The organism is Nocardia sp. NPDC056000, from assembly GCF_042269265.1.
GTDB lineage: Bacteria > Actinomycetota > Actinomycetes > Mycobacteriales > Mycobacteriaceae > Nocardia.
The window spans coordinates 618,108-632,197 of record NZ_JBHJXS010000001.1 but is presented as its reverse complement, the minus strand read 5'-3'; the positions used below and the strand labels follow the sequence as shown (position 1 = coordinate 632,197).

Here is a 14,090-nt window from a genome sequence, read left to right as displayed (position 1 = left end):
TCAGCCCGCCAGCACCGGACCCAGCACGCTCGCGATCACCACGATGATCTGATCGACGGCCTTGTCGATGGGTCCGGTCGGCTGGAACAAATGGCTCAGGGCCAGTCGGACAAGGGTTTCGGTCAGCGAGGCCAGTTCGGTGTCCGAGAGCGCGGTCAGCCCGTACTGGCTCCGCACCAGTGCGGTGACCGCCTCGATGGCGCGCCCCAGCACGGGTTCGGGCTCGGTCATCAGGACCGGCAGCAGTGCGGTGTCCGGTGCGGTGCGCCCCGCGAGCACGGCCTTGAGCAGGGTGTTGTCCGCACCGGTGCGCAGCGTGTAGTCGACCGCTTCGCGTAAACCCGCCAGAACGTCCTCGGGGTGCACGGCCACGGCCTCGGCGATGCCGACCAGGAAGCCGTCGACCTCGCGCCGGATCACCACTTCGGCCAGTTCGTGCTTGTTGCCGAACTCCTTGTACATGACCGGTCGGCTGACCCCGACCTCCTTGGCCAGCCGGGACATGTTCACCGCGCCCCAGCCTTCGGCGCAGACGATGCCGCGGGTGCTGTCGATGATGCGTTCGCGCAACAGCTGGCGCATCTCGGTCTGGAAGTTCGGCGTTTCTGCCACGTCGTGATGGTACATGAGCACGTCTTTCGTCTCGCTCGTTGACATTCTCACGAAGAGTGTATCTACTGAATACACTTCTTCAAGAAGTGTAAATGCAAGGAGATCGACAATGACGACGTCTCGAATCGACGAGTCGACGCCCGTGGCCCCGTCCCCGCAATGGCGGGACCGCAAGCGCTACCTGTGGCTGTTCGGCCTGATCGCGCCCACCGCGCTCTTCCTCACCACCGGTCTGGTGGCGGCCTTCAACCAATTCGGCTGGGACGCGGTCGCGCCCGTCTGGTGGTGGATCGGCCCGCTGCTGGTCTACGTGCTGCTCCCCATCCTGGACCGGTTCTTCGGCCCGGACGGCCAGAATCCGCCCGATGAGGTGATGGAGTATCTGGAGAACGATCGCTACTACCGCTACTGCGTCTACGCCTACATCCCGTTCCAGCTGCTGAGCCTGGCGTACGCCTGCTACCTGTGGACCGCGAGTGATCTGTCCTGGCTCGGCATCGACGGCGGTCTGAGCCTGATCTCCAAGATCGGCCTGGCGCTGAGCATCGGTGTGGTGGGCGGCGTCGGCATCAATACCGCGCATGAACTCGGCCATAAGAAGGCCGAATTGGAGCGCTGGCTCTCCAAGATCACCCTGGCGCAGACGTTCTACGGGCACTTCTACATCGAGCACAATCGCGGCCATCACGTGCGGGTGGCGACCCCGGAGGATCCCGCGAGTTCGCGCTTCGGCGAATCGTTCTGGACCTTCCTGCCCCGCAGCGTCTGGGGGAGCCTGCGCTCGTCCTGGGAGTTGGAGGCGGCGCGACTGCACCGTCTGGGCAAGCGCCCGTGGACGATTCACAATGACGTGCTCAATGCCTGGCTCATGTCGGTGGTGCTGTGGGGCGTGCTGGCCGCGGTCTTCGGCCCGATCGTGCTCCCGTTCCTGGTCCTGCAGGCCGTCTACGGTTTCGCGCTGCTGGAGACGGTGAACTACCTCGAGCATTACGGTCTGCTGCGCCAGCGCACCGCGAGCGGCCGCTATGAGCGCTGCACCCCCGAGCACAGCTGGAATTCGGACCATATCGTCACCAATATCTTCCTGTACCACCTGCAGCGGCACAGCGATCATCACGCGAACCCGACCCGTCGGTATCAGACGCTGCGCAGTATGGACGGTGCGCCGAATCTGCCCAGCGGTTACGCGAGCATGATCACCCTGGCTTACTTCCCGCCACTGTGGCGGCGGGTGATGGATCGCCGGGTGCTGAACCACTACGACGGCGATATCACCCTGGTGAACATCCAGCCCGGCAAGCGTGATCGCGTGCTCGCCCGCTACGGGACCCGGTGATGGCCGCCTACCGTTGCCCCGTCTGCGATTACGTGTACGACGAGGCCAAAGGCGCACCCCGCGAGGGTTTTCCGGCGGGCACACCCTGGTCGTCGGTGCCCGATGACTGGTGCTGTCCGGACTGCGGCGTGCGGGAAAAGCTCGACTTCGAATCCGTCACCGCGACAACAGGAGCTGATCATGAGCACTGATTACAAACTCTTCCGCTGCCTGGTCTGCGGTTTCGAATACGACGAAGCCCTGGGCTGGCCCGAGGACGGCATCGGTCCCGGCACCCGCTGGGCCGATATCCCCGAGGACTGGTCCTGCCCCGATTGCGGTGCGGCCAAGGCGGATTTCGAGATGGTCGAGGTCAGCCGGTCGTGACCGAGCGCATGGTGATCATCGGCGGCGGCGTCGCGGGCGCCACCGCCGCCAAGACCCTGCGGAGCTCGGGCTTCGACGGTGAGATCGTGCTGCTCGGCACCGAACGCGGGCTGCCGTACCGGCGGCCCATGGTGTCCAAGGAACTGCTGGCCGGGACGGCGCTGGAACGGCGCACCCTGCTGGAGACCGCCGAGTTCTGGCCGGAACAGCGGATCGAGGTGCGCCTCGGCGTCACCGCCGCGAGCATCGACGCCGAGCACAGGCTGGTGCGCCTGACCGATGGCGGCGAAATCGGTTACGACGCACTGCTGCTCGCCACCGGCGCGCGGGCCCGGCGCTTACCGGGAGCCGAGACCGGTGTGCACACCCTGCGCGGGCACGCCGATATCGCGGCCCTGCGCCGCGCCATCGACAGCGGATCGCTGCTGATCATCGGGGCCGGGCTGATCGGTTGCGAGGTCGCCGCGACCGCAGCGAAACTCGGTGCGCGCGTAACGATCCTGGATGCCGGTGCGGCTCCGCTGGATCGCATCGCACCGCCGATCATCGGCGACTACGTCCGGAAGCTGCACGCGGACAACGGCGTCGAGATCCACTCCGATGTCGTGCTGACCGGTGTGGAGCGCACGACCGCCGGGGTGCTGGCCACCTCGGCCGAGGGTCGCCACTGGAGTGCGGGGGCGGCGCTGGTCGCCATCGGCTCGCTGCCCGATACCGCACTGGCCGAATCCGCCGGGGTGAAGATCGACGACGGCATCCTGGTCGACGAGGCGTATCGCACCTCGATTCCGGGCGTCTTCGCCGCCGGTGATGTCGCCGCGCGTTTCGCACCGAAGCTCAACGCGTATGTGCGCGAAGAACATTGGAACAGCGCCCTGGAGCAGGGCGCGGCCGCGGCGAAGTCCATGCTCGGCCTGCCGGTCGGCCCGGCGGGGGTGTCCTGGGGCTGGTCCTCGCAATACGGGGTGAACATCCAGTTCGCGGGACGGATCGCGCCGGAGGACGAGCTGGAGATCCAGGGCACGCCGGGTACGCCGGATATCACCGTGCTCGCCTCCCGCGACGGCTGTCTCAGAGGCGCTGTCTCCATTGGTCGTCCGGCCGATATTCGCGCTGCCCGAGCGCGGATCGCGGCTGAGAGCTAACCGCGCGCAAAGAGTGAAATGCCCCTGATCAACCGTGTTGATCAGGGGCATTTCGCATTTGCCGATACCTTGCTGAAATCTCCCTGACCAGGCGGCATCCGCTCGCGCGCGGGTATTTTTCACCCGAACCGCGCGGTTGGTCAAGCCCTCGGACGAAACCAGTGAAGACTGACACGTCAGTCCGAAATCTGTATTACTGTCCGTCTGGGTCGGTACGGACCCATTGGGGCAACGGGGTGGTAAGCATTGGTCGACAAGGTCATTCGGGGGCCTGAGCCGTTGATTCGGCAGGCGGTCGAGTTCGTTCTCTCGGGGTTGCGCACATTCGGGCGCACCATTCAACTCGCGGTGGCGGCCTTCCGCTACCTGGTCACCGATATCGTGGCCCTCAAACATCCGTGGCGCGACACCCTGCAGCAGGGCTGGTTCATCGTCAGCGTCACCGCCATTCCCGCTGTGCTGGTGGCGATTCCATTCGGCGTCATCGTCGCGGTGCAGGTCGGCAGCCTGACCCAGCAGGTCGGCGCGAGTTCGGTCTCCGGTGCGGCGGGCGGCCTCGGCGTCATTCGGCAGGGCGCGCCCATGGTGACCGCGCTGCTGCTGGGCGGTGCGGCGGGTTCGGCCATTGCCGCCGATCTCGGCGCGCGCACCATCCGCGATGAGGTGGATGCGTTGCGCACCATGGGAATCGATCCGATCCGCCGGCTGGTCGCCCCGCGATTGGCGGCGATGATCGCGCTCACGCCGCTGCTGTGCATGCTGATTATCTTCATGGGCGTGTTCACCGGCTATGTGATCGCGGTGGGCTTCCAGGGTGTGACGCCCGGCAGCTATCTGTCCGCCTTCGCGGCCTTCGCCAAGATGAGCGATCTGGTGGTGGCCATCGTGAAATCGGTGCTCTTCGGCATCATCGTGCTGGTGGTGTCCTGTCAGCGCGGGCTGGAGGCCATGCACGGTCCCAAGGGCGTGGCCAATGCGGTGAACGCGGCCGTGGTGATCGGCGTCATCGCCGCCTTCGGCGTGAATCTCGTTATCACCCAGCTGGTTTCGATGTTCATTCCGACGCAGGTGGGCTGATGACCCAGGTTCCCGCCAACTATCACGCCTTCGGCGCGGTCGGCCGGGCCGCCGAACGCGGCGCGCAGGCCCCGCTGGGGATCTTCGAATCCCTCGGGCACCAAGCGACTTTCGTCTACGAGGTACTCGCCGCCATCCCGCATACGCTGCGGGTGTACCGGCGGCAGACCATGCTCATCCTGTCCGATATCACCTGGGGCTCCGGGGCGATCATCGTCGGCGGCGGCACCGTGGCGGTGCTGGCCTTCCTCGGTATCGCGGTCGGCGGTTCCATCGGCGTGGAGGGTTTCACCGCGCTGAACATGGTCGGTATGGGCCCGCTCACCGGGTTCGTCTCGGCCTACGCCAATACCCGGGAGATGGCTCCCATGGTGGCCGCCATCGGTTTCGCCGCCCAGGCGGGCTGCCGCATGACCGCCGAGATCGGGGCCATGCGCATCTCCGAGGAGATCGACGCGCTGGAGGCCATCGGGATCCGGCCGATGCCGTTCGTGGTGACCACCCGCGTCATCGCGGGCGTGATCACCATCGTGCCGCTGCATCTGCTCACGCTGATCCTGTCGTACCTGTCCTGCGCGACGGTGGTGAATGTGCTGCACGGGCAGTCCTCGGGCACCTACTACCACTATTTCGACGCGTTCCTGCAACCCGCCGATGTGGTCGCATCCCTGATCAAGGCAACGATTTTCGTCATCGCCATCATTCTCATCCACGGCTACCAGGGCTTCTACGCCTCGGGTGGACCGGAGGGCGTGGGCCGGGCCTCGGGCCGCGCGATTCGCGCCAGCCTGGTGCTGGTGGTCATCCTGGACATGATCCTCACCATCGTGATCTGGGGCCTGGACGTCGGCATCAGGATTTCGGGGTGATGTGATGAGCGTATTCAAGGATCACTCCGGACGGAGTGCCGGACCGTGGATGCTGCGCCTGCGCGGGGTACTGCTGGCGATCGTGCTGGTCGTGGTGACGGTGCTCGTAACCTCCTATGCCCGTGGCTCTTTCGCGGATCGCTTCCAGATCACCATCGATGCGGCCACCCTCGGCGAGGGTCTCGCGCCGGGCGCGGAGGTGAAGTTCCGCGGCTATGCCATCGGGACCGTGCGCGAGGTCGAGACGGTGGGTTACGGCCATCAGCGCATTCAGGTGCAGATCGACCGTTCCCAGGCCGCCGCCCTCACCGATGATGTGACCGCGCGCTTCACCTCGTCGAACGTCTTCGGTTCCAGCGCAATCGAATTGGTCGCCGGTAAGAACGGCGCGCCCCTGCGCGAGAACGCCGTGCTGCAGATCGGCGAGAACGCAACCAATGCCACCGTCGCGGGCGTATTCCGGCGTGCGGCCCGGCTTACCCAGGTGCTCGACTCCGATACCGTGCGCAGGCTTTTCGATCTGCTGCTGGACAATGCCGACAGTCTGGGGCCGGTGCTGCAATCGTTCTTCGAGACCGCGCGCATGCTGGCCGACGGTCAGAAGGCCCCGATCGGGCACTACATCGATATCGGCGCGGATATGACCGGTGCGTTCGCCGCGCTGACGCCCTCGGCCGGGCACGCCATCCTGGCGGTGTTGGAGCAGTCCGCGTACTTCGGTGACCCGGACAATCGCGCGCGCACCGATAAGGCCACCGACGGGGTGGATCAGGCTGTGCTGATCGGTATTTCGAATCTGTTGCAGCGCAATAATCCCGAGCTGGAGAAGGTGCTCAGCGGGGTGCTGGATGTGGCGGTGCCGGTGAGCGTTTCGCTCGGCACGGTGGCCCCGGCCTACAACCGGATTCCGAATCTGCTGCGCGCCATGAACGAAGCCTTCCCGGAGGTGGACGGTCACGTGCAGCTGCAACTCGAGCTGATCGTGAAAACCATGCCCTACCTGGCTGATTCGCTGGGAGCTCCGGCGCTGGGGGCTCCGGCGCAGGGAGGTCCGCAGAAATGAACGATATCGCCAAATCCTCCGTCAAACTGGTGATCTTCCTGCTCATCGTCTCGGCCTGTTCGGTCTTCATCGTGACCGCGCTGCGCACCCCGATCCCGGGGGACAAGGTCGGCTACGACGCCGTATTCACCGATGTGTCGGGGCTTTTCGCCGGTGACTCGGTGCGCATGTCCGGTGTCGCGGTCGGCAAGGTGGAGACGGTGGAACTGGACGGCGCACAGGCGCGGGTGCATTTCACCGTCGACACCAACCGGCCCATCTTCGACAACACCAAGGCGGCGGTGCGCTATCAGAATCTGATCGGCCAGCGCTATGTGGAACTGCTGACCGAGGGCACTGGCGGCGCGAAACTGAAAGCGGGCGCGACCATCCCGGTACAGCGCACCATCGCCAGCTTCGACGTCTCCAAACTGTTCAACGGGTTCAAACCGATGTTCGACACCTTGGATCCGGCGCAGCTCAATCAGTTCGGTGACAATCTGCTGCGGGTGATCCAGGGCGACGGTTCGGGTATCGGCCCGGTGCTCTCGGATCTGGATACGCTCACCAAACACGCCCGCAACAGCGAGGCGGTGATCGTGCTGCTCATCCGCAATCTGGGTCTGGTCTCCGATGAGATCGGCGGCAAATCCCAGGCGGTCGGCGATCTGGTGGCGCAGCTGGCCGGGATTCTGCGCCAGTTCACCAGTAAGACCCAGACCATCCTGTCCGCGATCGATTCGGCGAAAGGCGCGCTCGCCCCGCTGATTCCGCTGCTGGAGCAGACCCGGGACGCCTATGACATCGGTTACGGCCCGATCGACGGTCTGCTGCGGCGCTTGGTTCCGCAGACCGACCAGCTCACCCAGATCCTGGCGCTCACACCGCAATTGGTGACCGGTCTGAACGAGAACGTGCCCGGTAACGGGGTGAAACCGCGGATCACCTGTTCCAACGGTGAGGCGGCGCTGCCCGCCCTCGCGGGCGTCATCCTGTCCAATCAGAACCTGGTGGTGTGCAATTGAAGGCGCTGATCCAATACTTCGGGGCGCTGATCCGCGACACCCTGACCGGGCGCGGTGATCAGCAGAAGCAATTGCGCTGGGGCATAGCCGGTGTCGCGGTCTGCGCGGTGGCGCTGTTGATCGCGGGCACCCTGTACGTGGTGCCGTTCGGGCAGCACACCTATATCGCGGACTTCAAGATCTCCGGCGGTGCCCGGGCGGGCGATGAGGTCCGGGTGGCGGGCATCAATGTGGGCAAGATCCGTTCGGTGGACCTGGTCGGCGATCATGTCGAGGTCAGCTTCACCGTGAAATCCGATGTGCGGGTGGGGGATCGGGCCTCGGTCGAGGTCAAGATGCTCACCCCGATCGGCGGGCACTATCTGGCGCTGGTCCCGACCGGGGACAAGACGCTGGGAGCCAAGCACATTCCGCCCGAGCGCACCGGAACCCCGTTCGAGCTCAGCGATATCCTGGACAAGGGCACGCCGATCTTCGGCAAGGTCGACGCGGGCACGATGCGCGATACCGTCGGTGAGCTGAACAAGGCGCTGGCCGGGCAGCCGGACGCACTGCGCGGAATCATCAACAACGCCAATGAATTGACCGGCATCCTGGCCGATCGCACCCGGCAGCTCAACACCACCCTGCAGATCTCGGACGAATACATCGCCGCCATCGCCGATGACAAAGCGCTCGTGGCCGATTTCGTGCGCCAGCTCGGCGAGGTCGCCGATCAACTCGGAAATCGCAAGGACGATATCGTCACCGTCTTCAACCTGGTGAAGCGGCTGCTGGTGGTACTGGACCGGCCGATCATGGCGTACGGCGATTCCATCGAACCGTCGGTGACGCAGCTGGAGCAGCTGTTCTCGAAGGTATTCGCCGATCCGAATCGGCTGGACACCGTGGTGAACGGTTTGCGCGATGTGATCGCCAAACTCAATGGCCTGCTCGGGGTTCAGGTCAAGGCGAACACACCGGCCGATGGAATTCAGGTGTGCATTCCCTACGAAGGCAAGGCGTGCTGATGCAGTGGACGCGAGGAAGAACAGCGCTCGCCACCGGTGCGGCGGTCGTGGTCGCCGTGGTGGTGGCCGCGGGCGTGACCTGGGCGGGGACGGTACGCGAAACCAAACAGAGCGTATGCGCCGAATTCACCGATACCGTCGGGCTCTATCAGGGCAATAGCGTGACCATGCTCGGGGTCGAGATCGGCACCGTATCGAAGATCGAATCGCTCGGTGACCGTATGCGGGTCACCATGAGCATCGGCGACAAGGTGAAACTGCCCGCCGATATCGAGGCGGTCACCATGTCGAGTTCCATTGTGACCGACCGGCATGTGGAGCTGACCAAGCCGTATACCGCCGGACCGAGGTTCGACACCTCGAAATGCATTGCGCTGGACCACACCAAGACCCCCATCGGCATCAGCGAAGCGCTCGATGCCATGGGCAAATTGGCCGGGGATCTGACCGGCGGCGGGAAGGCCGATGACACCCTGCTCAATGACACGCTGACCGCCGCCGACGCGGCGATCAGCGGTACCGGGCCGCAGTGGAATCAACTGCTGCAACGGCTTTCGGCCGTGGTCGGCGATCCATCGCAGCGCGATGTGGTGTTCCGGCGACTGGTCGACAACCTGGACACCCTCACCACCATGTTCGTCAGCAATTGGCCGGATATGGCGCTGGTACTGGACAATCTGCGCGCCGGACTACAATTGATCGGCGACTTCTCCACCGAATTCGCCGGTGCGGTGGATATCGCGGTGGAATTCCTGCCGGTGCTGGCGCGCAATGTCGGCAAATACGATCAGCAGGTCTACGGCTTCCTGGATCTGTATCTGCCGCAGGCGCACGACTTCCTGCAGCAGCATCAGGGCGATATCGCCGCCCTGCTCGCCCAGCTGCCGCCGCTGGCGGCGCAACTACCGGGGGCGGGTGCGAAATGAGGCGTATCGCATCGCGGGTCGTTCCGGCCCTGACCGCGGTCACCCTGCTGCTCAGCGGCTGCGGGGTGCGGGCCACCGATATCCCCATTCCGGGGACCTATCCCAGCGGTGACACCTACACCGTGCGAATCGAATTCGGCTCGGTATTGAATCTGCCCGATCGCGCCAAGGTGATCGCCGACGGCGTCGAGATCGGCATGCTCGATCACATCGATCTGATCGGCAATACCGCGGTCGCCACGGTCAAGGTGCACGCGGACGCCAAACTGCCCAAGACCACCACGGCGGAATTGCGGCAGAGCACCATCCTCGGCGATATCCATATCGCGCTGGAAGCGCCGAAGAACGCACCGGCCGTATTCCTGCGCGACGGTGATGTCATCCCGGTCTCGCAGACCGTGCCCGCCACCAATGTGGAGGACATTCTGCGGGCGCTGTCCAATATCATCACCGGTGGACGCTGGGCGGATATCGAACAGCTGGTCACCGATGTGAACGCGGCCTTCCCGAGCGATCCGGCCGAATTGGATCGCATCAACCGGGCCGGGCGCGCGGCGCTGAGCGATATGGCTTCGCACAGCGCCGATCTGGATCGCATCCTGATCTCGGCGCAGCAGATCACCGGCAAGCTGGAGTCCGGGCGCGATGCGGTGGACCGCATTCTCACCTACGGTCCGGAGCGGGCGGCGGGCCTGTCGGCCGTGCTGTTCAACGTGGTGAAGCTGATCATCAGCGGTGGCCAGCTGGCGGGCAATGTCAGCACGCTGGTGCTGCCGCACGTCGGCGATATCCGCTCCATCGTGCAGATTCTGGCACCGGCGGCGGTGACCATCGGATACTCCGACATCACCCTGTCCCAGAACCTGGACGCCTTCCATAATCTATTGCGGGACAAGCTGATTCCCTTCCTGGAGTCCCCGGATGTGCGGGTGGACCGGGTGTCGGCGGATGTGCAGGCCGATCAGCTGATCACGACCATGCGAGCGCTGGGGATGGTGCCGTGAAACTCTCACTCTCCGGGCCGGTGTCACTGGTCCTGCTCATGGTGCTGACGCTGATCTGCGGCAGCTATATGGCGGTCGGCGTGCTGAAACTGGATCCGCGCCGCGATAACAACAGCGTCACCGTCCTGCTGGACTCCTCCGGCGGGTTGATGAAGACCTCCGAGGTGACCCTGCGCGGTATGCCGATCGGCCGGGTGCACAGTATCGGCGCGACGACCCGCGGACTGGCCGTCACGCTGGAATACGATGCCAAATACCGGATTCCGGTGGACAGCGTGGTGCAGATCGCCAACCTGTCGGCGGCGGGGGAGCAGTTCATCGACTTCCGGCCCACCGGCACCGCCGGACCGTATCTGCACGACGGCAGCGTCGTACCGCAGCGGCAGGTGAAGGTCGCCAGCACCGTCGGTGACGCGCTCGCCAAGCTGGACGCGCTCACCGCGCAATTGGATCCGGTCAAACTCCAACATCTGGCCACCACGGTCGCGGCCGGTTTCGAGGGCCGCGACGCCGATATCGCGAACCTCACCAAGGCCCTGACCGGGACCGCGAATCTGCTGCGGGACAAGCGCGATGCCATCGCGCGGCTGTACTCGAACGTGCAGACCCTCGGCGATCGATTCGACGGCCGCGCGCCCTCGCTCACCGCCGCCGCCGGTGATATCGATTCGGCGCTGCCCGAACTGCTGCACATCATCGCCGCGTTCCAGAACTACTCCTATGTCGGCGAGCATATTTTCGACGATCCGCTGGGGCCGCTGGTCACCCGGATCGATCAGTACCTGTCCATGATCGGCCCGGATCTGGGGTTCATCGCCACCGCGCTGGAACCCTCGACCCGCGCGACCAAACCGTTGCGAGTGGACGCCGGATCGATTGTGGATCTGCTGGCCACGGTATTCCCCGGCGATGGCAAAGCCCATGTCGGCGTTGATTTTCCTCGATAGAGAGAGCAGGCGATCATGAGTGTGAACGAGAACAGCGAAGCCCCCGTGGTGCTGGAGAAGACGACCGTGGTGGATGCGCCGGTGACCGCGGCCGAACCTGACCGGCCGGTGCGGTTGGCCGCGATCGGCCGTCGCAAGGACACGATCGTGCTGTCCGCCGCCGCGCTGCTCGCCGTGCTGGCGCTGGCGCTCGGGGTGCTCTGGTACGGCGCCACCGGCGATCTGAATGCCTTGCGCGCCAACAACTCCGATCGGGATCGGGCCGCCGAGATCGCGACCGACTACGCGACCCGCTCGCTGACCTACGATTACAAGAATCTGCCCGCCTTCTTCGACGGCGTGCAGCGCGATACCTCACAGCCGTTGCGCGATAAGTTCACCCAGACGCACGACGCCCTCACCAAGATCATGACCGGGGCCCAGGTGACCGCCACCGGCAAGGTGATGGGCACCTCGGTGGAGGCCAAGGGCAACGATCAGTACGCGGTCACCGTCTACGCCCTGCAGCGCACCCAGAGCATCCAGCAGACCGATCCGGCCACCAAGCCGAATCTGCTGCTGGTCACGGTCGCCAAGAGCGGCGGCGACTGGCTGGTCGTGGACTTCGGTCCCAAGGACGGGCTCAGCACGGACGGCGTCGCCAAGGACGCGGCCAAGGACGGGGCCGCGAAATAGCCCCGCGCACAGGGCGGCCGCCGCAGCCCGGGCTTCCACTGCGGCGGCGCCGGCAGATCATCGAAGCCGCGTTCGAGGTGTTCACCGCTCAGGGGTACGAGGCCACCGCCATATCGGCGGTGGCCGCGCGCGCCGGAATCGGCCAGGGCACGGTCTACCGGTATTTCGGCAGTAAGCGCGAAATCCTGGACCATGTCATCGATTTCGGGGTCGAGAAGGTGATCGACTCGGTGCGGATCCCGGATCTGGTCGGCACCGCCAAGAGCCTGGACGACCTCATGGAAGCGTTGCGCATGGCCATACACGGCATGTACGACCTGCTCGAGCGGGAACCGCGGGTGCTGCGACTGCTGCTGGTCGAGGCCGGGGCCATCGATCCCGAACTGGCGCAACGGTTGTTCGGCCTGGAGGCGGTCACCGCATCGCTGGTCGCCGGTGAGCTGGCGCGCGGGGTGCGCGAGGGCTGGATTCGCGCCGATATCGATCCGCCGGTGATCGCGCACGCCATCCTGACGCTGGTGGTGCCGGTGCTGCTGCGCGAACTGCACGGCATTTCCGATCCGCGGGCCCGGGAGCGCACCGCCACCATGATGCTGCAATTGCTGGAGAAGACGCTGCGCGCGCGGCGGGCGGCTTCGTGAGCGATCCGGTCCGGACCGCTCGCCATGCCGTGCGCGCGGAGCAGCGGCGCACCGAATTGGTGAGCGCCGCATACGAATTGGTGATGACGCGGGGTTTCCGCGGTATCGGCGTCGACGATATCGCCACCGCCGCGGGCGTCAGCCACGGCACCTTCTACAACTACTTCGAGAACAAGCGGGACATCCTCGACGCGGTCATCGACCACTGCTTCGACCATATCCGTGAGCGTCTGCTCGGACCCGAGGCCGATACGCCGCCCACCTCGATGGCGGACTTCCGGGCCCGCTACGAACGCGTCATCGACCGCTGTTACGACCTGGTCGAGACCGAACCCGGACTGGTGAATTTCCTACTGCTGGAAGCGTCGTCGATCGATGATCGGGTGATCGAGCGCTGTATGCACAATGCCCGGCTCTACGGCGTGCAGGCGGTCGAGCAGGTGAGCCGCGGGATGGAACGCGGCTTCCTGGACTCCCGGCTGGACGCCGATATCGCGGGCGAGGTGCTGCTCTCGGTGCTGGTCTCCGCGCTCTTCTCGGCCCTGCGCGGCGGTGCGGACGGACTCACCCGCGAGCGCGTGCGCGGTCAGCTCACCACCTTCCTGATCACCGCGATCGGCGCGGCGGATCAGTGCACGGAGAATCCGCCGTCCACGTGAATGGCCTGCCCGGTGACATACGCCGACGCCGCACTCGCGAGAAATACCGCCGCACCCGCGAAATCGTCCGGAATCCCATTGCGGCCGACCATGGTTCGCGCGGCCAGCGCCCGCACCCGCTCCGGATCGTCCTGCAACCGCCGATTCAACGGCGTCAGCACGAAACCCGGCACCAGCGTATTGCAGGTCACCCCGTGCGGTGACCAGGTCTCGGCCTGCGATCGGGCCAGTGATTCCAGCGCCCCCTTGGATACCCCGTACGCGCCGCTGTTCACGAACGCCCGATGCGCCTGCTGCGAGGTGATGTGAATGATGCGCCCGAAACCGCGCGCCGCCATACCCGGTCCGAAGCGCTGCCCGAGCAGAAACGGCGCGTCCAGATTCACCGCCATGGTCTGATCCCACACGTCCTCACCGAGTTCGGCGAATGGCGGCCGCAGATTGATCCCCGCGCAATTGACCAGGATATCGGGCTCACCGTAGACCCCCACCGCCTCCTCGGCGGCCGCTCGCACCCCGGCCCGCGTCCCGAGATCCGCACTCACCCAGCTCATTTCACATCCGTCCACCGCGAACTCGGCGACGGTCTCGGCCAGTTCCGCTTTCCGGCGCGCCACGATGACGACCTTCGCCCCGGCCTGCGCGAGCGCCCCGGCGATACCGCGCCCGATGCCCGAACTGCCCCCGGTGACGAGCGCGACCCGCCCTTCCAGCGAAAACAGCCCTGCGAGGAAATTTTCCGTAGTCACCGCTTGA

At 65.5% G+C, this 14,090-nt stretch carries 17 protein-coding genes; 15 read left to right on the top strand and 2 right to left on the bottom strand.

Annotated features, from left to right (window positions below; all coding sequences use genetic code 11):
* Window positions 1-612 (bottom strand): TetR family transcriptional regulator, encoded by a 612-nt coding sequence (locus ACFC4D_RS02970; protein ID WP_376061455.1) that lies wholly within the window; start codon window positions 610-612, stop codon window positions 1-3.
* A gap of 109 nt (window positions 613-721) precedes the next feature.
* Between ACFC4D_RS02970 and ACFC4D_RS02965 the strand changes: the two genes are divergently transcribed.
* The 15 genes from ACFC4D_RS02965 (at window position 722) to ACFC4D_RS02895 (ending at window position 13,334) form a co-directional block, all read left to right on the top strand.
* Window positions 722-1,948, top strand: coding sequence for an alkane 1-monooxygenase (locus ACFC4D_RS02965; protein ID WP_375967012.1), 1,227 nt, complete (start codon window positions 722-724; stop codon window positions 1,946-1,948).
* Window positions 1,948-2,139 carry a rubredoxin gene (locus ACFC4D_RS02960; RefSeq protein WP_364633508.1) on the top strand — a complete coding sequence of 64 codons (192 nt, stop codon included), beginning with the start codon at window positions 1,948-1,950 and terminating at the stop codon, window positions 2,137-2,139. Before ACFC4D_RS02965 ends, ACFC4D_RS02960 begins: the two co-directional genes overlap by 1 nt.
* Window positions 2,129-2,314 carry a rubredoxin gene (locus tag ACFC4D_RS02955; protein ID WP_364633510.1) on the top strand — a complete coding sequence of 62 codons (186 nt, stop codon included), beginning with the start codon at window positions 2,129-2,131 and terminating at the stop codon, window positions 2,312-2,314. Before ACFC4D_RS02960 ends, ACFC4D_RS02955 begins: the two co-directional genes overlap by 11 nt.
* Entirely contained in the window at window positions 2,311-3,459 is a 1,149-nt protein-coding gene (locus ACFC4D_RS02950) for an NAD(P)/FAD-dependent oxidoreductase (protein ID WP_376061453.1), read from the top strand. The genes ACFC4D_RS02955 and ACFC4D_RS02950 overlap by 4 nt, the downstream gene beginning before the upstream one ends.
* 246 nt (window positions 3,460-3,705) lie before the next feature.
* A complete protein-coding gene (locus ACFC4D_RS02945) occupies window positions 3,706-4,536 on the top strand; it encodes an MlaE family ABC transporter permease (protein WP_375967016.1) in 831 nt (276 codons plus the stop codon).
* Window positions 4,536-5,405 (top strand): ABC transporter permease, encoded by an 870-nt coding sequence (locus ACFC4D_RS02940; RefSeq protein ID WP_364633515.1) that lies wholly within the window; start codon window positions 4,536-4,538, stop codon window positions 5,403-5,405. The genes ACFC4D_RS02945 and ACFC4D_RS02940 overlap by 1 nt, the downstream gene beginning before the upstream one ends.
* A gap of 4 nt (window positions 5,406-5,409) precedes the next feature.
* Window positions 5,410-6,468, top strand: a complete 1,059-nt coding sequence (locus ACFC4D_RS02935; protein WP_376061451.1) for an MlaD family protein — start codon at window positions 5,410-5,412, stop codon at window positions 6,466-6,468.
* Entirely contained in the window at window positions 6,465-7,472 is a 1,008-nt protein-coding gene (locus ACFC4D_RS02930) for an MlaD family protein (RefSeq protein WP_376061448.1), read from the top strand. The genes ACFC4D_RS02935 and ACFC4D_RS02930 overlap by 4 nt, the downstream gene beginning before the upstream one ends.
* Window positions 7,463-8,482, top strand: coding sequence for an MlaD family protein (locus tag ACFC4D_RS02925; RefSeq protein WP_375967020.1), 1,020 nt, complete (start codon window positions 7,463-7,465; stop codon window positions 8,480-8,482). The genes ACFC4D_RS02930 and ACFC4D_RS02925 overlap by 10 nt, the downstream gene beginning before the upstream one ends.
* On the top strand, window positions 8,482-9,408 hold the full coding sequence (locus ACFC4D_RS02920; RefSeq protein WP_364633523.1) for an MCE family protein: 927 nt from the start codon (window positions 8,482-8,484) through the stop codon (window positions 9,406-9,408). Before ACFC4D_RS02925 ends, ACFC4D_RS02920 begins: the two co-directional genes overlap by 1 nt.
* Window positions 9,405-10,412, top strand: a complete 1,008-nt coding sequence (locus ACFC4D_RS02915; RefSeq protein ID WP_376061447.1) for an MlaD family protein — start codon at window positions 9,405-9,407, stop codon at window positions 10,410-10,412. Before ACFC4D_RS02920 ends, ACFC4D_RS02915 begins: the two co-directional genes overlap by 4 nt.
* On the top strand, window positions 10,409-11,359 hold the full coding sequence (locus ACFC4D_RS02910; RefSeq protein WP_376061444.1) for an MlaD family protein: 951 nt from the start codon (window positions 10,409-10,411) through the stop codon (window positions 11,357-11,359). The genes ACFC4D_RS02915 and ACFC4D_RS02910 overlap by 4 nt, the downstream gene beginning before the upstream one ends.
* 15 nt (window positions 11,360-11,374) lie before the next feature.
* Window positions 11,375-12,034, top strand: coding sequence for a hypothetical protein (locus ACFC4D_RS02905; protein ID WP_376061443.1), 660 nt, complete (start codon window positions 11,375-11,377; stop codon window positions 12,032-12,034).
* Window positions 11,947-12,675, top strand: a complete 729-nt coding sequence (locus ACFC4D_RS02900; RefSeq protein WP_376061891.1) for a TetR/AcrR family transcriptional regulator — start codon at window positions 11,947-11,949, stop codon at window positions 12,673-12,675. The genes ACFC4D_RS02905 and ACFC4D_RS02900 overlap by 88 nt, the downstream gene beginning before the upstream one ends.
* Window positions 12,672-13,334 carry a TetR/AcrR family transcriptional regulator gene (locus ACFC4D_RS02895; protein ID WP_376061440.1) on the top strand — a complete coding sequence of 221 codons (663 nt, stop codon included), beginning with the start codon at window positions 12,672-12,674 and terminating at the stop codon, window positions 13,332-13,334. The genes ACFC4D_RS02900 and ACFC4D_RS02895 overlap by 4 nt, the downstream gene beginning before the upstream one ends.
* Here the strand turns inward: ACFC4D_RS02895 and ACFC4D_RS02890 are convergent.
* Window positions 13,304-14,083, bottom strand: a complete 780-nt coding sequence (locus tag ACFC4D_RS02890) for an SDR family NAD(P)-dependent oxidoreductase (protein WP_375967030.1) — start codon at window positions 14,081-14,083, stop codon at window positions 13,304-13,306. The two genes, ACFC4D_RS02895 and ACFC4D_RS02890, sit on opposite strands and share 31 nt — an antisense overlap.
* Window positions 14,084-14,090 lie beyond the last annotated feature (7 nt).